The organism is Pseudodesulfovibrio sediminis, from assembly GCF_020886695.1.
GTDB classification, from domain to species: domain Bacteria; phylum Desulfobacterota; class Desulfovibrionia; order Desulfovibrionales; family Desulfovibrionaceae; genus Pseudodesulfovibrio; species Pseudodesulfovibrio sediminis.
The window spans coordinates 795,966-815,794 of the sequence record NZ_AP024485.1; the positions used below are offsets into that span (position 1 = coordinate 795,966).

The window sequence follows — 19,829 nt, forward strand, 5'->3', positions numbered from 1 at the left end:
GCCCCTTGTCCACCGCCTGTCCCGCCTTGCCTTCCGCAAGGACTGGATATATATGGTGGAGCATCATAATTCGCCATTTTCCCGGCCAACTTAACGGGAGCATCATGAATCTCACTGGTAAAAAAATATTGGTCACCGGCTCGGACGGTTTTATCGGATCCCACCTTGTCGATTATCTGGTCCGTCAGGGATACTCGGTCCGCGCCTTTGTGCTGTACAACTCCTTCAATTCCTGGGGCTGGTTGGATGAATCTCCAAAAGAAATCACCGACAACCTCGAAATCTTCGCAGGCGATGTGCGCGACCCCAATGGCGTCCGTGAGGCCATGAAGGGGTGCGATGTGGTGCTGCACCTGGCCGCACTCATCGCCATTCCCTATTCCTACCACTCACCGGACACCTACGTTGACACCAACGTCAAAGGCACGTTGAATATCGTGCAGGCAGCCAAGGACCTCGGCGTCGAGCGGGTCGTTGTCACCTCCACCAGTGAAGTATACGGTACTGCGCGGTTCGTCCCCATTACCGAGGATCATCCGTTGCAGGGACAATCCCCATACTCTGCCACCAAAATCGGTGCAGATCAGATCGCCATGAGTTTTTACAATGCTTTTGAGACTCCGGTCTCCATCATCCGTCCGTTCAATACGTATGGTCCACGCCAAAGCGCCCGCGCTGTCATCCCCACGGTCATCACGCAAATCGCCAACGGCAAACGGCAGATCAAGCTGGGCGCCCTCTCGCCCACCCGCGACTTCAACTATGTGGGCGACACTGTCCGCGGCTTTGAGGCAGTGGCAGCGTCCGACGCCTGTGTGGGACAGGTGGTCAATGTGGGCAGCGGTTTCGAAGTCTCCATTGGAGACACCGCGCAGGCCATTGCCGATGCCATGGGCGCGGAAATCGAAATCATCTGTGATCAGGAACGCATTCGCCCGGCCAAAAGTGAAGTGGAGCGCCTTTTCTGCGGCAACAAGAAAGTAAAGGAACTCTGCGGATGGGAACCTGAATTCGGCGGGCTGGACGGCTTCAAGCGCGGCCTGGCCCTGACAGCCGAATGGTTCGCGGATGAGGACAACCTCAAACGCTACAAAGCTGACATATACAACATCTAGGATAGACAGTGTTTGACGATATACTCACATTCATCAGGGAACTGTACCGGGAGCCCGAAGCATTCATCCCTCTGCATGCCCCGGTTTTTACCGGACGCGAAAAAGAATATCTCTGTGAATGCATAGACTCCACATTCGTTTCCAGCGTTGGCCAGTATGTAGGCCGAATGGAAGACATGATCACAGATTTCACAGGTGCCGCCAAGGCTGTGGCCGTGGTCAACGGCACCTGCGGACTGACTGCCGCCCTCCATCTTGCCGGAGTCGAGCCCGAGACGCTGGTCATCACCCAGGGACTGACCTTCGTGGCCACGGCAAACGCCATTTCGCACACCGGAGCACGGCCCGTCTTCATCGACTCCGATGCCGACACGCTGGGCATGAGCCCGGACGCACTCCGTACGTTCCTTGAAAATCACGATCCTGCCGATGGAAGGGTCTCCGCCTGTGTTCCGGTCCATATCGTGGGGCACAGTTGTCGTATCCGTGAAATCTGCGCTCTATGCGCCGAATACGGCATCCCTGTTGTGGAAGACGCCGCCGAAGGAATCGGCAGCTATTTCGAGGGACAACACCTCGGCACGTTCGGTCTGCTCGGCGTACTCAGCTTCAACGGCAACAAGACCATAACCACCGGGGGCGGGGGCATGATCATCACCAACGATGAAGAACTGGGAATAAGGACCCGCCACCTGACCGCCACGGCCAAGACCCCGCACCGATGGGAATTCAAACATGACGCCATCGGCTGGAACTACCGCATGCCCAACATCAACGCGGCCCTGGGATGTGCGCAGATGGAAAAACTGGATGATATCCTTGCCGACAAAAAAGCCGTGGCCCAGGCATATAGGGCGTTCTTTGCCGAGCATGCAGATATTACCTACATAGATGCACCCAAGGGATGCGACTCCAACTACTGGCTGAACACCGCCCTATTTGCTTCCAAGGAGCAACGCGATGCATTTCTGGCTGAAAGCAACGACAAGGACGTCATGACGCGTCCCATGTGGACGCTGATGTCGGACATGGACATCTATCAAAATGCCCTGTCCGATTCCCTTTCCACTGCCCGCGACATCACAGATCGGGCCATAAACCTGCCAAGCGGCCCCCGTCTGGAGTCCTGATCATGTCCGAAGCCCCCATTTTCATCATTGCCGAAGCTGGCGTGAACCATAACGGCGACATGAATCTCGCGCTCAAGCTCATTGATGCCGCGGCTGACGCCGGCGCGAACGCTGTCAAATTCCAATCCTTCAAGGCCAGTGAATTGACCACGGTTCATGCCCAGAAGGCTTCCTACCAAAAGGAAACCTCCGGCGCCGGAGAATCGCAACTCGCCATGCTTCAGAAGCTTGAGCTCAATGACGGGGACCACACCCTGCTCATCGGTCACTGCAAGAAAAAAAACATTCAATTTCTCTCCACGCCGTTTGACAAAAGCAGCCTGGATATGCTGCTCGACCTCGACGTCACCCCCATCAAGCTCCCATCGGGAGAAATCACCAACAAGCCTTACCTGCGCTATGTCGGTGCCAAGAAGAAACCGATCATTCTGTCCACGGGCATGACCACTTTATCCGAAGTCGGCAACGCCATTCAGGTACTTGTGGATGCTGGTACACCCCGCTCTCTGATCACCCTGCTCCATTGCAACACGCAGTACCCGACCCCCCTCGAAGACGCCAACCTGCGCGCCATGGACACGCTGGCGCGGTCCTTCCCGGCCTGTCAGGTGGGATACTCGGACCACACACCCGGCATCTCCTGTGCAGTGGCAGCAGCCACCATGGGGGCCAAGGTCATTGAAAAGCATTTCACTCTGGACAAAACCATGGAAGGGCCTGATCATGCGGCGTCGCTGGACCCGACGGAACTGACGGCAATGGTCGCAGGTGTTCGCGACATTGAAAAGGCCATGGGGGACGGCACCAAACAGCCCAGCCCCAGCGAAATGGAAAACATCAATGTGGCCCGCCGGTTCCTGGTGGCGGCTTCGACAATCGCCAAAGGCGAACCGTTCTCCGAAGACAATGTGGCAGCCAAGCGCACGGGCCAGGGCGGCATCTCTCCCATGATGTGGGACGCAGTCATTGGCACTCCGGCAGAACGCGACTTTCAAATCGGGGAGATCATCGAACTGTGAAAATAACTGTTTTCACCGGCACCCGTGCCGAATACGGTCTTTTGCTTCCGCTCCTGAAGCGGATTGACGCCGCCCCGGACACAGACCTCTCGATTCTGGTCTCCGGCTCGCATCTTTCCGAACGTCATGGACACACCATTGATGCCATTCTGGCCGATGGATTCACTGTCAGCGCCCAAGTCAAACTCCCGCTGGATGACGACTCCCGAACGGGCGTGGCCACGGCAATGGGCGAAGCCCTGAGCGGCTGCGCACAAGCGCTGGCCGACATTCAGCCTGACACGCTCGTCCTTCTGGGCGACCGCTATGAATGCTTAGCCTGTGCTACAGCTGCCGCCCTGCTGCATATCCCTGTTGCTCACATCCACGGCGGAGAAGTCACCGAAGGTGCGATCGACGACTATTTTCGTCACGCCATCACCAAAATGGCCCATCTTCATTTCACATCCTGCGAACCCTATCGGCGCAGGGTCATCCAATTGGGCGAAAACCCGAACACGGTTTTCAACGTAGGCGCGCTGGGGGTGGAGAACATCCTGACCATGCCGTTGATGGACAAGAGCGCGCTTGAGAGCGACCTCGACTTCACCATGGGCGACACCTGCCTGCTGACAACCTTCCATCCGGTTACCCTTGAAGGGGATGGACAGGCCAAACTAGAGGCATTTTTCACCGGCCTGGCAAACGCCATGACCGCAAATCCGACCATCACTACCATTGTCACCGGCGCCAACGCCGATCCGGGTGGTTCGGCCATTGACGCCCGTGCTGCACAGTTGGCTCAGGCGTTTCCTGAGCGGGTTCTGATAACACCATCTCTGGGGCTGGTGCGATACCTCTCTGCCATGAAACATTGTGCAGCGGTACTGGGCAACTCTTCATCAGGGATACTGGAAGCCCCGAGTTTCTCCGTTCCGACAATCAATGTGGGCACCCGACAACAAGGTAGGATTCAAGCCCGATCCATACTCAACTGTCCGACACAGGCCCATGCGATTGCAGAGACCATCCACAAGGCGCTCTCTCCGTCCTGCCGCGAAGTTGTCAAACAGGCTCGGAACCCGTATGAAAAAGCAGGGACAAGCGAACGCATTCTGACTGTAATGAAAACAACAAATGCGCTGAATATCGCAAAGTCCTTTTATGACATCAACCACCGTCTAGAAGACGACAAGGAATAGCACTCATGCAGGATTGGAAAAAAGCGGTCATCCCCCTCTCGGCTTCCATACGAGATGCAGTTGAGACCATCAACATTTCCTCTACCCAGATTGCCCTTGTCACCACGGAAGACGGACTTCTCATGGGCGTCATTACCGATGGCGATATCCGGCGCGGTCTGCTCGCCAGCAAACCTCTGGACTCTCCTGCCAGAGAGATCATGGAAACCAACTTCTTTTCCGCACGGGAAAGCGACGATCCTGCCACGCTGCTTGCGACCATGCGGGAGAAAGATTTCAGACAGGTACCCATTCTGGATGCCAACGGTCGACTGGTCGGACTCCGGACGCTTATTGACATGGTCGCTCCCCGAGTTCGGGACAACTGGGTGGTCCTCATGGCCGGCGGACTGGGTCAACGTCTGCGCCCATTGACCGAAGACTGCCCCAAGCCGCTCCTCACCGTTGGCGGCAAACCGCTCCTCAAGACAATTCTGGATCAGTTTGCCGAATACGGTTTCAAAAAATTCTATATTTCAGTCAATTACCGTGCTGAAATGGTAGAGGATTATTTCGGCGACGGCTCCAAACACGGCGTGGAAATCCGCTATCTCAAGGAAAAGGAAAAACTCGGCACCGCAGGTGCCGTCGGGCTCATCCCGGAAACACCCACCGAACCGCTCTTCGTCATGAACGGCGACCTGCTGACCCGTGTGGATTTTCCAGGCATGCTTGATTTCCATCATGACCAGAACACACGCGCCACCATGGCTGTCCGCAGCTTTGACATCCAGGTCCCCTATGGTGTGGTCAATGTGGAGAATCACAAGATCACCAAGCTTGAGGAAAAACCCACCCACAAGTTTTTCGTCAATGCCGGCATCTATGTTCTCGACCCGGATGTGGCCGCAAATATTCCGAAAAACCAATACCTCGACATGCCGACCCTGTTCAGCCAACTCATGGACAAAGGGGAAACTACCGCAGCCTTCCCAATTCATGAATACTGGATGGACATAGGCCGCAAACAGGATTTCGATCAGGCCAACTTCGACTATGACATGCATTTTCGCATAAAGGACGACGACCCGACATGCTAGCCCTGATAATCGGATACGGCTCCATTGGCGCACGTCATGCTCGCCTGCTGAACGAGATGGGGCACGAGATAGCCTGTGTCACTGGCAACCCGGATTGCCCATATACCGTATACAGTTCCATTGAGGATGCGCTGGCAGAGACCCAACCATGGTTGGCCATTGTGTCAACGGCCACGGTCAATCACTACGCCAATCTTCAGGCATTGCGACAGGCAGACTTCACCGGACGCATACTGGTGGAAAAGCCGCTGTTCCAGAATTCCTGCGAATGTGATGCGGTCGACACCGTCTGTGTTGCCTACAACCTGCGCTTTCACCCTCTGGCGACACGCACACGTGAACTCCTGACAGGACAGCGGATTCTCAATGCGCAATTCCATGTCGGTCAATATCTGCCTGACTGGCGCCCCGGCACAGACTACTCCACCAGCTACTCTGCCAGTTCGGCCCTGGGGGGCGGCGTCCTGCGCGACCTCTCACACGAGCTTGATCTTGCCCAGTTTCTGTTGGGCAAATGGAAACGGGTGACCGCAGTTGGCGGTAAATTCAGCGACCTGAATATTGATTCGGACGACCAGTTTTCCATCCTCATGGAAACCGCATCATGCCCGGCAACGTCCATTCACATGGATTATCTCAGCCGGACACCGCGCCGGGGATTCGACATCACCACACCGGACATGAGCCTGCGCGCTGACTTCATCAACAACATTCTGCTGGTAGACGGCTCCATCGAGGACCACCCCTCGGAACGGGACACGACCTATCGGAACCAACTCCAGGCCCTGGTGACAGACGCGCCTCACCTCTGTTCCTTTGAACAGGGGCTCGAAATCGTCCGCCTCATAGAAGCCATAGAAAAAAGCGCAACCTCCCAATGTTGGGTAGAGGCATAATGAAACGGTACGGATTCATCTTTGCACGGGGCGGCTCCAAGGGCGTCCCCGGAAAAAACATCAAGCCGCTCGGGGGCATCCCTCTTATCGGCCATGCCATCAACGCAGGAAAGGAAAGCGGGCTGCTGGACCGCATCATCGTCTCCACCGATGACAAGGACATTGCCCGCGTCGCCTCGAAACTTGGCGCGGAAGTGCCGTTCATGCGCCCTCCCGAACTGGCGCAGGACACCACTCCCGAATGGCTGGCATGGCGACATGCGGTCGAACAGATGGACGATTTCGATATCTTTGTTTCTCTGCCCTGCACCGCGCCCATGCGCACCAGTGAGGATGTCCGCACCTGTATCACGCTCTTTGAGGCAGGCGGCTGTGACATGGTGGTCACGGCCCGCGAGGCAGACCGACACCCTTCTTTCAACATGATCACCCTGGACGATAACGGGCTGGCATCAATTGCCATGCCTCCCACAGAGAACATCGCCCGACGTCAGGACGCCCCCGAGGTCTTTGACATGACCACAGTGGCCTATGTGACCACCCCCGACTATATCCGGCAGCACAATGGCGTTTTTGAAGGCAGAACCAAGGCAGCCATCATCCCTCCCGAGCGAGCCATAGACATTGACACGGAGCTGGATTTCGCCTTTGCCCAGTTCCTCATGGAGCGAAAGCAATGAAAAGCATCAAGGAACTCATGGATCTGACCGGACGTACCGCGCTGGTCACTGGCGGGGCCGGTCATATCGGCACGGCATTCTGTGAGGCTCTGGCAGAAGCCGGAGCACATATTGCGGTTCTCGACATTGATGAATCCAGAGTTCAGGAAAGTGCAGCGGTTCTTGCAGAGCGCTACGGGGTAAAAACCATGGGGCTGACAATGGATCTGGCTGACGAAGCCGCTGTTGTCGCTTCACCCGAACAGGTCGTGGACCAACTGGGCAGGCTCGATATCCTGGTCAACTGTGCGGCCTTTGTCGGCACATCCAAACTCACTGGTTGGGGCGTGCCTTTTGAAGAACAGAATGTCGACACATGGCGCGCCGCCCTTGAGACCAATCTGACCGCCCCCTTTGCCCTTGTTCAGGCAGCCACCCCTTATCTGCGGGAATCCGGGCACGGTTCGGTTATCAACATCGGTTCCACGTACGGGGTGGTCGGCCCGGACATGTCACTCTATGAAGGAACCGCCATGGGCAACCCGGCTGGCTATGGAGCCAGCAAGGGCGGCATAACCCAATTGACCCGCTATCTGGCTACAGTCCTGGCCCCGGACATCCGCGTGAACTGCATAAGCCCCGGCGGCATCGCTCGCGGACAACACGAAAAGTTCGTTGAGCGCTATGAAGCCCGCACCCCCCTCAACCGCATGGGAACCGAAGAGGACATGAAAGGTACCCTCCTGTACCTCGCCAGCGATCTATCCGCCTATGTTACCGGTCAGAATCTCATGGTTGACGGCGGCTGGACCGCTTGGTAAGCCTGTCCACCATGAATTTTCGCTTAATCCCACGCCTTGACATCAAAGGCCCGAATCTCGTTAAAGGCATTCATTTCGAAGGCTTACGCGTACTTGGAAAACCAGAGGACTTTGCCCAGCACTATTACGAAAACGGTGCGGACGAACTCTTTTTTCAGGATGCTGTTGCCAGTCTTTATGATCGAAACAGCCTGCACGAAATAATTCAAAGGACCTCCTCACAGATTTTCATTCCCCTGTGTGTCGGGGGAGGACTGCGCAGTGTGGATGATATCCGCGAAGTATTGCGTGCCGGAGCCGACAAGGTCGCGATCAATACCGAGGCCATCAAACGCCCCGAATTGATCAAGCAGGCCTCCATAGCATTCGGCTCCTCCACCATCGTGGTGTCCATTGAAGCCATCAAGCGTGACAACGGCAAGTGGGAAGCGCTCATAGAGTATGGTCGGGAGACGACCGGTGTAGACGCCCTTGAATGGGCCAAACAGGCGGCTGAACTGGGCGCCGGAGAACTCATGGTCACCAGTATCGACCAAGAAGGCACTGGCAAGGGGTTCGATCTCGAACTCACGCGGGCCATCTCCACCAGTGTGTCCATCCCGGTTATCGCCGGCGGTGGATGCGGCAAGCCCGAAGATGTGCCTCAGGTTATCACCGAAGGTAAGGCAGACGCCGTCTCAATGGCGACGACTCTGCACTACAAGGCCATTGAGACCCTGGCGGAAAAATCCAACTCCCATGAATATGAGTTGGAAGGAAACACCGAATTTCTCAAAACAGGCCGGGGATTCGCCAAGGTGACCCCCTGTTCCATCTACGACATTCAAAAAACCATGCGACAGCAAGGACTTCCCTGCAGAATGGAGGCGAACAGTGAATAATATCGACGTCGCCATCATCGACTACGGTCTGGGCAATCTCTTCTCCATCAAGCATGCCTGCGAGCATGTAGGGCTTTCTGTCCAAATTACGGATCAGTCCGACGCAATCCTGAGTGCACGGTCAGTCATCCTGCCAGGAGTAGGCGCTTTTGGCGATGCTATAGACTCCCTGAATAGACTCGACCTCGTCTCACCCATCAAGGATGTTGCCGCCAAAGGAACACCTCTGCTCGGCATCTGCCTGGGGCAACAGCTTCTTTTCACCGAGAGTGAAGAATTCGGCACCCACAAGGGACTGGATCTCATCTCCGGTCAAGTGCAGTACTTCCCGGTCCAGAAGATTGACGGACGCACCTACAAGGTCCCACAAGTAGGCTGGAACGCCATCACCCCCCCCAACAACAATCCCGAAACCTGGAAAGGGACGCTCCTTGAGGGTGTCACACCTGGCACAAACATGTATTTCGTCCACTCCTGCCACGTTGTTCCTGATGCGGACGATGCTGTCCTGACCAGGACGACCTACGGCAATGTTGACTTCTGTTCCGCCAGCCATAACAAGAATATCACAGCCTTCCAATTCCATCCCGAACGGAGCGGAACAGACGGGCTCATCGTATACACCAATTTTGCAAATCTCATTCGCTCTTCGGAGGCTTTATAAATGACCAAACCCAAAACCTTGTTCGGCCTGCCTGAAGAGGTCCGTTTCTGCCGTAAATGCGTCATGTCCAACCAGCGCCCCTCTTCCTATCCGGAATTCAAGCACACCAAGGACCGCATTACGCCGACCCTGCACATTGATGATGACGACGTCTGTGACGCATGCCGTTACAATGAGCAGAAGAAGGTCGATATCGACTGGAAAGCCCGCGAAGAAAAACTCATGCAGCTGTGTGACCAGCACCGCCGCAACGATGGAGCCTATGACTGCATCGTCCCCGGCAGTGGCGGCAAGGACAGCTGTCTGGCCGCGCACACGCTCAAGTACAAATACGGCATGAATCCGCTGACCGTGACCTGGCCGCCGATCATGTACACTGACTATGGTTACAAGAACTTCCGCAACTGGATCGAGGTCGGTGGGTTCGACAACATCACGTTCAACCAGAATGGTCGTGCCCACAAGCTCTTGACCAAGCTGGCCATAGAGAATCTGCTTCATCCGTTCCAGACCTTCATTTTGGGACAAAAGAATCTCGCGCCCAAGATCGCGCTTGAATACGATATTTCCCTTATTTTCTACGGAGAGCCGGAAGCCGAGTACGGCAATCCCATTGCCGAGACATCTTCATCACTGCGGGACAAGTCCTACTACAGCATGAAGAACATCGACGATCTCTACCTTGGCGGCGTTTCCATCAAGGAACTCATGGAAGTCCATGGCCTCAGACTCAACGAACTGGCCACCTACTTCCCTGCAGAGGCAGACCGTCTGGCCGCTTCCAACATCGAAGTTCACTACCTCGGCTACTATGTGCCGTGGACCCCTCAGGAAGCATACTACTACGCGGTTGAGAACACAGGCTTCAAGGCCCGCCCGTTCCGCACTCAAGGCACCTACTCCAAGTACAATTCCATCGACGACAAGATCGATGATCTGCACTACTACACCACCTACATCAAGTTCGGCATTGGTCGCACCACCTATGATGCCTCTCAGGAGATCAGGAATAAACACCTGACCCGTGAAGAAGGCGTGGCCCTGGTCCACAAGTATGACGGAGAATTCCCTGATGTCTATTTCAACGAAATCATGGATTATATCGGCATCACACCGGAACAGTTCCACGAATTATGTGACGCACACCGCTCTCCCCATCTGTGGGAAAAAGTGAACGGTGAGTGGAAGTTGAAACACGTGGTGGAGAATCTGTAACACCGGAGAGGCCATGCTCTGCGCCTTCCAGGTTGAAATCATCATCCGCGAGCTCGACGGCGTGCTCTATCAGGCCCTGCATCTGGCAGACAAGGGGTTGCCTTCGCTCGTGGGCGACCGCATGGTCAACGCCTATATTCGATCAACAACTGAACCGGTCATTCATTTTGACAGCGATCAGCATGAAGGGACGAATACTGATATCCTGAAACAGGGTGGTATTGTCTTGAATCTCAACTCTGAAGGACAGGGGTTCGTTGATGATCCACCGGAAATGCAACGCAATTTTGCCTCGGTCATAGACAGCGTCACCGGTATTTGCGTGTGGGGACAAAGACAGGCAGATATCCTGGCCTCGCTCATCCCGAAGGACAGAGTAAACGATCTGCATGTCACTGGTCATCCTGCCTTTGATCTATTGGCACCTGAGTTTACGCAATACTATCGCAATGAAGCTATCGTTGAAGCACACGGTGACGACTATATCCTGATCAACACCAGTTTCGGCATGTTCAATCATGAAATGGGATTTGACTACTACGTCAAAATGCTCAGCAAGATGGACGAATGGAAGGTGTACGGCACCCCGGAGCATCTGGAACAACTCAGGAAACGGTGTGGACACCAGGAACGCACAGCGTTGGCCATGATAGAGTTGGCCAATCAACTGGCCGAAGCCAATCCTGAGCGCCACATCATCATCAGACCGCACCCTGCCGAGAACGCTGATTACTACACGGATAAAACCACAGCGCATCAAAATATCATCGTGACCAAAAACGGTTCTGCGCGTGAATGGATCGCCTCTGCCGGGGCCGTCATCCATCACGACTGCACCACAGGCATGGAAGCCACACTCATGGGCAAGCTGGTGCTCCAGTATGAGCCATATGAAGGGATAGAAGGATCTGCCACGCTGATGGCGGGCATCGGACACAGGACAACCACCCCTGATGAAGCGTTAGCGCACATTCAAACAGGCAGCATGCCTGAAAAGACCATGCAGGAAATACATCGCAAGCTCGCCCCCTATCTGGAGAACATCACCCACAATGCTGCTGATTCCGTAGCTACACTTGCAGCCGGATACGCGACAAATTCCCACACATGGTTGCCGGATCCGCTCGGGTTCTGGGGCAACGCCAAATGCTGGCGGAAATATCTCAGTAAATTATTGCGGGCGAAACAACCCGGAAGAAATGGTCGTAAAGTACGGTACGCACTAAATAAATTTTCCCGATTGAGAAAAACGGAGGTGGAACGCAGGTTGGCTGGATTGCGAAAGGCACAACCGGATCTTCCTGAAGTCAGCGTCAAACAACTCTGTCTGAACACCTTTCTGATCGAACCTTTGTAGCGGGAATCTGCTACTGCTGATCCTTTTTATCGTCCTGCCTGTTCTTATACGTAATGGACGCCAGACAACCTGCCAGTCCGCCGAGGACAACGGCCTTGCCCGGAGGCATCATGTCAGTCAGGCTGAACAAGTAGCCGATGGCTGCCCCCATGATGATCCCCTTGGCCAGGACATCAATCCACTTCATCATTTTTTTGGCATCATCATCCATCATTCACTCCAGGCTCACTGTTGAAAATACACGACTGCGAACAGCACCCGCAACCGCCTGCGGGACGCAGCATATCACCATAAAATACACGTGAAGACAAGGAATACAGGACAGAATGGTTTCTTGACTCAAAACGAAATAGAGCGCACAATTGCCTTGACACTGATTATCAACATCACTATCAAGTGAATGTCCGACTTGAATTGTAGGGAACTTCTGGAGGGAACACCATGATTGATACCATCATCGTCGTAGCGATTATTACCATCGCCGCCCTCTTTGTTGCTCGTAGAATCATAAAGCAAATCCTTGCAAAAGAATCCGGCTGCAACTGCTCAGGCTGTGGACAATCAGGCTCATGCTCGAGTCAAAAAAGCCCTGATCAGCCTTCCGGTTGCGATTTGAAGTAAGCATTTTGTTTTATGATGCATAACACAGCATTAAGGGATACATAATGGCACAAGATATCTGCCTGCGTAAGGCTCGGGTCAACCAAAAACTCAAAATCAAAACAGTTGGAGCCGAGGGAGAGCTGGGACGCCGAATTCGCGACCTTGGTCTCATTCCCGGCACTGAATTTCAGGTCATAGGCAAGGCTCCACTGAATGACCCGGTTGCCCTGCGTCTCAGGGATTTCACTCTGACATTGCGCAATAGTGAAGCGGATTATATCACTGTTACCCCGTTGGAGGACTAAGCATGAGCCACTATACCATTGGTATCGCGGGGAATCCAAACTGCGGAAAAACGACTATGTTCAACGCCCTGACCGGTGCACGTCAGCATGTGGCCAACTGGCCAGGGGTCACGGTTGAAAAAAAAGTCGGCCACATAAAGACCAACACCAAATCCATTGAACTTGTTGATCTCCCCGGCACATACTCCTTGACCGCTTATACACAAGAAGAGTTGGTTGCCCGAAATTTCCTGGTGGATGAACGACCGCAAGTCGTTATCGACATCATGAACGCCGACGCACTGGAGCGGAACCTCTATCTGGCAGTACAGATCATGGAGCTGGGTGTTCCCCTGGTCCTTGGGCTGAACATGATGGATGAGGTGCGCAAATCCGGCAAGGAGATCAACTCCGAACGCCTCGCCCAACTCTCCGGCTGTGCCGTTGTGGAAACCATCGCCAGAAACGGTGAGGGAGCCGATGAGCTGCTCGCCGCCTCTCTCGATCTCGCCAAAGAGAAAAAGGGAGAATGGTCTCCGCTCAATATCTCCTACGGCCCTGACCTCGATCCGGTCCTTGATGAGATGGTCGCGCTCATTGAAGCGCAAAACTTCCTGACAGACAAAGTCCCTGCCCGCTGGACCGGAATCAAATACCTGGAACGCGACGAGGATGTGGTCATAAAAGGCCGCATGGTCAACACAGCCTTGTCGGACACCCTTGAGTCCATGTCCAAGGAAGTGAGCGAACACACCCAGAAGACCCTCAACGCACGGCCCGACGCACTCATCGCAGATCACCGTTACGGATATATCGCCAGCATAATTAAAAACGTCGTGTCCTATCCCGTGCTGGATGCGGACCGAATCTCCCGATCAGACAAGATGGACAGGGTCCTGACCCATCGCATCCTCGGCCCGCTCATCATGCTCGGTATTATCTATCTCATATACAAGATCACTTTCACCGTGGGCGAAATACCCATGGGCTGGCTGGAAGCACTCTTCGGCTGGATTGGCGACACTGCATACAACACGCTCCCTGATGGACACCTTCGCTCTCTGGTCGTTTCAGGCATCATTGACGGCGTTGGCGGCGTGCTCGGTTTCGTCCCGCTGATCATGTTCATGTTCCTGATGATCTCCGCACTGGAGGACTCCGGGTACATCGCACGCATGGCATACATGCTCGACCGCATTTTCAAGATATTCGGCCTGCACGGCACATCCGTTCTCCCGTTTATCGTATCCGGCGGCATTGCCGGTGGTTGCGCCGTTCCCGGTGTCATGGCCACCCGCACCCTGCGTTCGCCAAAGGAAAAACTGGCCACGCTGTTTGTCGCTCCATACATGACTTGCGGCGCAAAGGTGCCGGTCTTCCTCATGCTGACCGCGGCGTTCTTCCCCGCACACTCGGCCACCGTCATGCTGATGATCACACTGGCGGCCTGGGCCATGGCCCTCATGGTGGCCCGCGTCCTGCGCTCCACGGTCATCAAGGGAGCATCAACGCCTTTTGTCATGGAGTTGCCGCCCTACCGCATGCCGACGCTTCAGGGAGTGCTTATCCACACCTGGGAACGCACCTGGGAATACGCCAAGAAAGCGGGTACCATCATTCTCGGTATCTCAATCCTCATCTGGGCCATGATGACCTTCCCGCAACTGCCGGAAGAAAGACAGGCTTACTATGAAGCCCAACGCGCAACCACTCAGGTGGAAGAACAGCTTGCGGCTCTGGACAACACGGAAGCCGAAGAAGCCATTCGCCACACTGTGGCCGGTCGTATCGGCATGGCATTGGAACCCATCTCCAAACTGGCGGGATTCAACTGGCGCGTAAACATCGCCCTGACTGGTGGTGTGGCCGCCAAGGAAGTCATCGTCTCCACCCTGGGCACGGCATACTCCCTGGGTGAAGTGGACACCGAAGAATCACAACCTCTGGCAGACAGACTGGTGGCCGACTCCGGCTTTACAGCAGCCTCAGCCATTGCACTCATCGTGTTCACCATGCTCTATGCCCCCTGCTTCGTGACTGTTGTCACCATGGCCAGGGAATCAAGCTGGAGCTGGGCCGCATTCAGTGTCATCGGCTCCACAGGTCTGGCATTCGCCATGGCCGTACTCTCATATAATGTAGCCAAAGTATTCCTGTAACACTTTAGTATTCCATTCAAAAAGATCAAGGGAGTCCCTCTGGGACTCCCTTTTTTGTGGGGAATGAAAGACGCTCTTTTCTTTTAAATAAAGATACCCTATGGTCCTTCAAACTACGAATAAATATCATGAATAAAATCTACGATTTCACCAAGACACTCCTCATTGATGCCATCAAGGCATGCTACGAACTGTTCAAGGTCATGATACCGGTCATTATCGGGGTTAAAATTCTTCAGGAACTTGACCTTATTCAATACCTGGCCTGGCCGCTGAAACCGTTCATGGGCATGCTCGGACTTCCAGCAGAACTGGGGCTGGCCTGGGCATCGGCAATGGTCAACTCCATGTATGCCGGTCTCATAGTTTTCCTGTCCCTCATCCAGGATCTGAGCATCACCACAGAACAGGCAACCGTCTTCAGCGTCATCATATTGATTGGGCACGGTTTTCCTATCGAAGGCATCATTGCCCGAAAAGCCGGCGCACGGATGATCTTTCAGGTGCTCATTCGAGCTGTCGGAGCCTTTGTGCTCGGGTTCATATTGCATCAGATATACTCGACCACCGGGACATTGCAGGGGCCTGCTCTTATCGCTTTGCAGACAACCAGCCAGCCTGATCCGACACTGCTGCAATGGGCCACGGGCAAGGCCATGAACCTGCTCTCGATCTTCGGCATCGTCCTTGGCCTCATGCTTGTCATGCGCATTCTCCACGCCATCCGCGCAGTGGAGCTGATGAACATGATCCTGCAGCCGATACTCAAGATCATCGGCATCGGCCCCAAGGCCTCCGCCATTACCATCATCGGGCTGACGCTCGGATTGTCTTATGGCGGAGGACTGATTATTGCCGAAGCCAAATCAGGCAATGTCGGTCGCAAGGATATATTCTATTCCCTGACACTCATGGGGTTGTGCCACTCCCTGATTGAAGACACGCTGCTGGTCATGCTCATTGGTGCGCATTTGAGCGGTGTCTTCTGGGGGCGCTTCCTGTTCGGCCTTGTGGTTCTGACCATACTGGTTCAGTTGACCAAGCATATCCCGACATCCTTCAGCAACAGATTTCTCTGGGGCGACCCAAAACCATCTACGACATAAACGAGGAGACACATATGTCTGATATCACACTCATTCACACAGACAAGGCACCGGCAGCCGTCGGTCCCTATTCACAGGCGACCACGGCAAACGGCACACTTTACGTTTCCGGCCAGCTCGGCATCATCCCTGGCAAAAGCGAACTTGCTGACGGTTTCAAGGCGCAGACGAAACAGGCTCTGGAAAATCTGAAAGCAATACTTGAAGAAGCGGGATCTTCTCTGGAAAAAGTCCTGGCCGTGGATGTCTTTGTCATGGATATGGGGAAATTTGCCGATCTGAACGCCATCTACGCCGAATACTTCACAGACCACAAGCCTGCCCGAGCCGCCATTCAGGTAGCCGGTCTTCCTCTGGGCGGTCTGGTGGAGCTCAAATGCATAGCTCTTATCGACTAGTCGGAGACACGCTCAAAAAAAGGCGGGAAACAGTGCACTGTTTCCCGCCTTTTTTGCTACTAAGACCATCATAGATAATGGCTCAAAATCCGGTCGAACCAACCATTCTCCCGCAACAGCTTTATACGTGTGTTCACTTCCGACATGCGTTTTTCCCAAGCAGGAACATTGCTGAAAACGAACCGCAATTGAACAGTCGAAACCGGACGCTGCGCTTCATGAAAATTTGAACTCTCCCAATCAGGTGAAGTCCGAATCAGCCACCGGGCCTCGGCTTCATCAATAACCGCACAATCAACTCGGCCCGCCGTGAGCATCTTCAACAGCAAAGAAACCGAATTCGTATCGTAGCGAGTCATCTTTCCGGCATCAAAATACGGTTGTATCGCAGGATAGGAATAATTCTTGATACACCCGACTGTCAGTCCGTTCAGATCATCAAGAGTCTCAAACTCGACAGGTTTGTTCACAGAGGAATAGAGCCGGGTATTCAGCGCCATAACAGGCTCGCTCCACAACCCCTTATCCAATGAACCACACCACTCAGACGCCTCCAGGCGGGCATAAATCCGCTCACTGGTTCTCCGAAGAAGCTCCCTAGGAGCTGGATCCGGCTCTACTTCGACAGTGACATCAGGAGGAACCACAGCCTTGAGAAGATCAACTGCAACGCCCGCCTGACTTCCTCCGGCAGCCATCTCAAAAGGCGGCCATCCACGGGAAAAAAAGGCAAAGGTCACTGTCTCCCCATCCGCATAAAAAATGGAGGACGACAAAGTGAGCACAAAAGTGAGAAAAACAATTTTCAGTGTATGCAAAAAGACTCCAGGCAATGACTAAATATGAATCAATGACATTGAGTGCATACTTCTGCATGTAAAACAATATGTATATATTGTAAAACTCGCCTTATATTTCACAAACTCTGCTTGACATTGTCCACTCTGAACAGATAACCCGAATGCATGCATAACATCACCGCACGATTCTTTTTCTTTTTTAGCTATTATTTTAGAAACGCCTGCGGTCTTGGTGTGCACTAGTTATTATAAAGAGTCACAAAACCCCAAGAGGCCGCAGGTAGTATCTGCGGCCTCTTTTTTTGTAGGGTCGCACCGATCGGTCAAAACAAAGGAGAACAGCATGCATCTCGGTAAAGCAATTCGTATGGAAAGGATCATGAACCGTAACAACGGCCGAACCATCGTGGTCCCTCTGGATCACGGCGTAACCGTCGGCCCCATCTACGGCCTGATTGACCTTCGTGACACTGTCAACCAGGTGGCTGAGGGCGGCGCCAATGCCATGCTCATGCACAAAGGTATTCCCCGCTGTTCTCACCGCGCAGGCGGCAAGGATATCGGCCTGATCATTCACCTCTCCGCATCCACCTCTCTTTCTCCGTACCCCAACGCCAAAACCATGGTCGGTTCGGTTTCAGATGCCATCAAACTCGGGGCGGACGCTGTCTCCATCCACGTAAACCTGGGTGACGCCACCGAAACGCAAATGCTGTCCGACTTCGGTGCCCTCTGTTCGGAGGCATCTGAATGGGGCATGCCCGTACTCGCCATGGTCTACGCACGAGGCCCCAAAATCACGGATGAATACGCCCCGGAAGTCGTGGCCCACTGCGCCCGCGTCGGCGTGGAGCTCGGTGCCGACATCGTCAAGGTCAACTATACGGGAAGCCCCGAGAGCTTTGCCACCGTGGTCAACGGCTGTTGCGTCCCGGTAGTTATCGCTGGCGGTCCTCGCCTCGAAAGCGAACGCGATCTGGTACAGATGGTCTACGACTCCATCCAGGCTGGCGGTTCCGGTCTCTCTGTCGGCAGAAATATCTTCCAGCATCCCCACCCCGCAAAAATTGTGGCCGCACTGAACAAGGTTGTCCACGAGGACTGGGAAGTGGATGCCGCCATGGAATTGCTCTAGACTCCACAAACAACATCCCGGACCGGATTTCCTCCGAGTCCGGGATGCCTCCCGCATCGCTGACATGCAGACATGTGCATGAGTGTGCACTGACTTGAATTATAGATAAAATGTTTTTATGATTCATTGGCTTCATTGAAAAAAGAGCTATAGAATACGCTGTATGAAACACGTCTGCACCCTTTTACTTCTGACAACCATGCTGGGTTCATGTTCCAGATATGATGCCGTGCGGCTTGCCCGCGCAGCCGCTACCGGCAATCCTGCCTCCGCCGCCGAATCCCTGGCACGAGACAAGGCCATGGGCTATGCCACCAATCCGGCGGCGATCGGCACAGACCTCAAGCAGTTCAACAAGCTTGTCGCCGATTTCATCAAGGCGGTTACAGGGGCCTGGGGCAAAGACGACGCTCGAATTCCGCAACCCAAACAATACGTCAAATACACCCAGAATTATCTCTCGCGCGCCAGTGTGGACTTCGACACCGGTGTTATCACAGTAGAAACCATTGATCAGAAAGACCCAAACCAGAGCCTGAAAAACGCCATTGTCACCACGCTGCTGACGCCTGGCGACCCTCGGGCCGTGGATCTCTATTCCGCCAAGACCATCAAACTCGGCGACACACCATTCCTGATGGGCGAGGTCAAGGATCATGAGAACAAGGACATCCGCTGGGCGTGGCGCGCCGAACGCTTTGCTGACCATCTCTTGCAGACCGATCTCAAAACGCGCACCGTCAAAGACAAGACCGCGCATTACGTGACCTTCCCCATGATCAAGGACCACTTGAATGTACGCGCACAAAAATACAAAACCATGGTCACGGAAGCATCAACACGCTTCAACGTCAGCAGAAATCTCATCTATGCCATCATGAAAGTGGAATCCGACTTCAACCCGTTTGCCGTAAGCTCAGCCAAGGCAATAGGCCTGATGCAGGTCGTTCCATCCACGGCCGGGAGCGATGTATACCAGTATCTCAACGGCCACCAGGGCACGCCGTCCCCCAGCGCGCTCATGGCTCCAGGCACCAACGTTAAATACGGCAGCGCCTACCTCCACCTGCTCCAGACACGTTATTTGAAAGGCATACAGGACCCGGTCTCGCGGGAATACTGCGTCATAGCGGGATATAATGGCGGAGCTGGCACGGTATTGAACGCATTCAACAAGGACAAGACCCGCGCGGTATCCAAAATCAACTCCCTGCTTCCCGACTCCGTATACGACACATTGCGGTCAGATGTTCCCTATGAAGAGACACGTCGCTATCTTGGCAAGGTACTTGATGCCAAGAAGCAGTTCGTCAACTTTTAGCCATAC

General features: G+C 54.3%; 21 protein-coding genes. 19 read left to right on the plus strand and 2 right to left on the minus strand.

The window, feature by feature from the left end; all coding sequences use genetic code 11:
* The first annotated feature begins 104 nt into the window (after positions 1-104).
* Genes SRBAKS_RS04015 through SRBAKS_RS04070 form a run of 12 tightly spaced genes read left to right on the plus strand, consistent with a single transcriptional unit; the run spans position 105 to position 12,017 of the window.
* Complete coding sequence (locus SRBAKS_RS04015) at positions 105-1,115, plus strand: NAD-dependent 4,6-dehydratase LegB (protein WP_229593901.1); 1,011 nt, start codon at positions 105-107, stop codon at positions 1,113-1,115.
* Positions 1,116-1,123: 8 nt separating this feature from the next.
* Positions 1,124-2,245: a LegC family aminotransferase gene (locus tag SRBAKS_RS04020; RefSeq protein WP_229593903.1), complete on the plus strand. Its 1,122-nt coding sequence runs from the start codon at positions 1,124-1,126 to the stop codon at positions 2,243-2,245.
* 2 nt (positions 2,246-2,247) lie between these two features.
* On the plus strand, positions 2,248-3,264 hold the full coding sequence (neuB, locus tag SRBAKS_RS04025) for an N-acetylneuraminate synthase (RefSeq protein ID WP_229593905.1): 1,017 nt from the start codon (positions 2,248-2,250) through the stop codon (positions 3,262-3,264).
* Positions 3,261-4,445, plus strand: a complete 1,185-nt coding sequence (neuC, locus tag SRBAKS_RS04030; protein ID WP_229593907.1) for a UDP-N-acetylglucosamine 2-epimerase — start codon at positions 3,261-3,263, stop codon at positions 4,443-4,445. Before neuB ends, neuC begins: the two co-directional genes overlap by 4 nt.
* 5 nt (positions 4,446-4,450) lie before the next feature.
* On the plus strand, positions 4,451-5,524 hold the full coding sequence (locus SRBAKS_RS04035) for a nucleotidyltransferase family protein (RefSeq protein ID WP_229593909.1): 1,074 nt from the start codon (positions 4,451-4,453) through the stop codon (positions 5,522-5,524).
* Complete coding sequence (locus tag SRBAKS_RS04040) at positions 5,518-6,420, plus strand: Gfo/Idh/MocA family protein (RefSeq protein ID WP_229593911.1); 903 nt, start codon at positions 5,518-5,520, stop codon at positions 6,418-6,420. Before SRBAKS_RS04035 ends, SRBAKS_RS04040 begins: the two co-directional genes overlap by 7 nt.
* On the plus strand, positions 6,420-7,100 hold the full coding sequence (locus tag SRBAKS_RS04045) for an acylneuraminate cytidylyltransferase family protein (protein ID WP_229593913.1): 681 nt from the start codon (positions 6,420-6,422) through the stop codon (positions 7,098-7,100). The genes SRBAKS_RS04040 and SRBAKS_RS04045 overlap by 1 nt, the downstream gene beginning before the upstream one ends.
* Positions 7,097-7,900 carry an SDR family oxidoreductase gene (locus tag SRBAKS_RS04050; RefSeq protein WP_229593915.1) on the plus strand — a complete coding sequence of 268 codons (804 nt, stop codon included), beginning with the start codon at positions 7,097-7,099 and terminating at the stop codon, positions 7,898-7,900. Before SRBAKS_RS04045 ends, SRBAKS_RS04050 begins: the two co-directional genes overlap by 4 nt.
* Before the next feature lie 11 nt (positions 7,901-7,911).
* Entirely contained in the window at positions 7,912-8,781 is an 870-nt protein-coding gene (hisF, locus tag SRBAKS_RS04055; protein WP_229593917.1) for an imidazole glycerol phosphate synthase subunit HisF, read from the plus strand.
* Positions 8,774-9,445 (plus strand): imidazole glycerol phosphate synthase subunit HisH, encoded by a 672-nt coding sequence (gene hisH, locus SRBAKS_RS04060; protein ID WP_229593919.1) that lies wholly within the window; start codon positions 8,774-8,776, stop codon positions 9,443-9,445. Before hisF ends, hisH begins: the two co-directional genes overlap by 8 nt.
* A complete protein-coding gene (locus tag SRBAKS_RS04065; RefSeq protein WP_229593921.1) occupies positions 9,446-10,660 on the plus strand; it encodes an N-acetyl sugar amidotransferase in 1,215 nt (404 codons plus the stop codon).
* A 13-nt stretch (positions 10,661-10,673) separates the two neighbouring features.
* The gene (locus tag SRBAKS_RS04070) at positions 10,674-12,017 is read left to right on the plus strand and encodes a surface carbohydrate biosynthesis protein (RefSeq protein WP_229593923.1); all 1,344 of its coding nucleotides are present in this window, start codon (positions 10,674-10,676) and stop codon (positions 12,015-12,017) included.
* Between the two features lie 10 nt (positions 12,018-12,027).
* Here SRBAKS_RS04070 and SRBAKS_RS04075 read toward each other — a convergent pair whose 3' ends face one another.
* Positions 12,028-12,231, minus strand: a complete 204-nt coding sequence (locus tag SRBAKS_RS04075) for a hypothetical protein (protein WP_229593925.1) — start codon at positions 12,229-12,231, stop codon at positions 12,028-12,030.
* A gap of 227 nt (positions 12,232-12,458) precedes the next feature.
* On the opposite strand from SRBAKS_RS04075, the gene SRBAKS_RS04080 reads away from it, so the two are divergent.
* The 5 genes from SRBAKS_RS04080 to SRBAKS_RS04100 all read left to right on the plus strand — a co-directional run bounded on the left by SRBAKS_RS04080 (position 12,459) and on the right by SRBAKS_RS04100 (position 16,567).
* Entirely contained in the window at positions 12,459-12,638 is a 180-nt protein-coding gene (locus tag SRBAKS_RS04080; protein WP_229593927.1) for a FeoB-associated Cys-rich membrane protein, read from the plus strand.
* A gap of 44 nt (positions 12,639-12,682) precedes the next feature.
* Complete coding sequence (locus SRBAKS_RS04085; RefSeq protein ID WP_229593929.1) at positions 12,683-12,925, plus strand: FeoA family protein; 243 nt, start codon at positions 12,683-12,685, stop codon at positions 12,923-12,925.
* 2 nt (positions 12,926-12,927) lie between these two features.
* Positions 12,928-15,063, plus strand: coding sequence for a ferrous iron transport protein B (feoB, locus tag SRBAKS_RS04090; RefSeq protein ID WP_229593931.1), 2,136 nt, complete (start codon positions 12,928-12,930; stop codon positions 15,061-15,063).
* A 128-nt stretch (positions 15,064-15,191) separates the two neighbouring features.
* Positions 15,192-16,169: a hypothetical protein gene (locus SRBAKS_RS04095; RefSeq protein WP_229593933.1), complete on the plus strand. Its 978-nt coding sequence runs from the start codon at positions 15,192-15,194 to the stop codon at positions 16,167-16,169.
* A 14-nt stretch (positions 16,170-16,183) separates the two neighbouring features.
* The gene (locus tag SRBAKS_RS04100) at positions 16,184-16,567 is read left to right on the plus strand and encodes a Rid family detoxifying hydrolase (RefSeq protein WP_229593935.1); all 384 of its coding nucleotides are present in this window, start codon (positions 16,184-16,186) and stop codon (positions 16,565-16,567) included.
* Positions 16,568-16,635: 68 nt separating this feature from the next.
* On the opposite strand, the gene SRBAKS_RS04105 is transcribed toward SRBAKS_RS04100, so the two are convergent.
* Complete coding sequence (locus SRBAKS_RS04105) at positions 16,636-17,307, minus strand: substrate-binding periplasmic protein (protein ID WP_229593937.1); 672 nt, start codon at positions 17,305-17,307, stop codon at positions 16,636-16,638.
* A gap of 403 nt (positions 17,308-17,710) precedes the next feature.
* Here SRBAKS_RS04105 and SRBAKS_RS04110 point away from each other — a divergent pair, with 403 nt between their 5' ends.
* Together SRBAKS_RS04110 and mltC are read left to right on the plus strand one after the other, a co-directional pair.
* Positions 17,711-18,502, plus strand: a complete 792-nt coding sequence (locus SRBAKS_RS04110; protein WP_229593939.1) for a 2-amino-3,7-dideoxy-D-threo-hept-6-ulosonate synthase — start codon at positions 17,711-17,713, stop codon at positions 18,500-18,502.
* 199 nt (positions 18,503-18,701) lie between these two features.
* Complete coding sequence (gene mltC, locus SRBAKS_RS04115) at positions 18,702-19,823, plus strand: membrane-bound lytic murein transglycosylase MltC (protein ID WP_229593941.1); 1,122 nt, start codon at positions 18,702-18,704, stop codon at positions 19,821-19,823.
* The last annotated feature ends 6 nt before the right edge of the window (positions 19,824-19,829 follow it).

Bases quoted from the DNA above. Each gene is read 5' to 3' on its own strand.
- SRBAKS_RS04040 (WP_229593911.1), top strand. From the start codon at position 5,518: ATGCTAGCCCTGATAATCGGATACGGCTCCATTGGCGCACGTCATGCT.
- SRBAKS_RS04065 (WP_229593921.1), top strand. From the start codon at position 9,446: ATGACCAAACCCAAAACCTTGTTCGGCCTGCCTGAAGAGGTCCGTTTC.
- SRBAKS_RS04080 (WP_229593927.1), top strand. From the start codon at position 12,459: ATGATTGATACCATCATCGTCGTAGCGATTATTACCATCGCCGCCCTC.
- mltC (WP_229593941.1), top strand. From the start codon at position 18,702: ATGCTGGGTTCATGTTCCAGATATGATGCCGTGCGGCTTGCCCGCGCA.
- SRBAKS_RS04015 (WP_229593901.1), top strand. From the start codon at position 105: ATGAATCTCACTGGTAAAAAAATATTGGTCACCGGCTCGGACGGTTTT.
- SRBAKS_RS04045 (WP_229593913.1), top strand. From the start codon at position 6,420: ATGAAACGGTACGGATTCATCTTTGCACGGGGCGGCTCCAAGGGCGTC.
- hisF (WP_229593917.1), top strand. From the start codon at position 7,912: ATGAATTTTCGCTTAATCCCACGCCTTGACATCAAAGGCCCGAATCTC.
- SRBAKS_RS04050 (WP_229593915.1), top strand. From the start codon at position 7,097: ATGAAAAGCATCAAGGAACTCATGGATCTGACCGGACGTACCGCGCTG.
- SRBAKS_RS04085 (WP_229593929.1), top strand. From the start codon at position 12,683: ATGGCACAAGATATCTGCCTGCGTAAGGCTCGGGTCAACCAAAAACTC.
- SRBAKS_RS04035 (WP_229593909.1), top strand. From the start codon at position 4,451: ATGCAGGATTGGAAAAAAGCGGTCATCCCCCTCTCGGCTTCCATACGA.
- SRBAKS_RS04100 (WP_229593935.1), top strand. From the start codon at position 16,184: ATGTCTGATATCACACTCATTCACACAGACAAGGCACCGGCAGCCGTC.
- SRBAKS_RS04070 (WP_229593923.1), top strand. From the start codon at position 10,674: ATGCTCTGCGCCTTCCAGGTTGAAATCATCATCCGCGAGCTCGACGGC.
- SRBAKS_RS04095 (WP_229593933.1), top strand. From the start codon at position 15,192: ATGAATAAAATCTACGATTTCACCAAGACACTCCTCATTGATGCCATC.
- SRBAKS_RS04075 (WP_229593925.1), bottom strand. From the start codon at position 12,231: ATGATGGATGATGATGCCAAAAAAATGATGAAGTGGATTGATGTCCTG.
- SRBAKS_RS04110 (WP_229593939.1), top strand. From the start codon at position 17,711: ATGCATCTCGGTAAAGCAATTCGTATGGAAAGGATCATGAACCGTAAC.
- feoB (WP_229593931.1), top strand. From the start codon at position 12,928: ATGAGCCACTATACCATTGGTATCGCGGGGAATCCAAACTGCGGAAAA.
- neuB (WP_229593905.1), top strand. From the start codon at position 2,248: ATGTCCGAAGCCCCCATTTTCATCATTGCCGAAGCTGGCGTGAACCAT.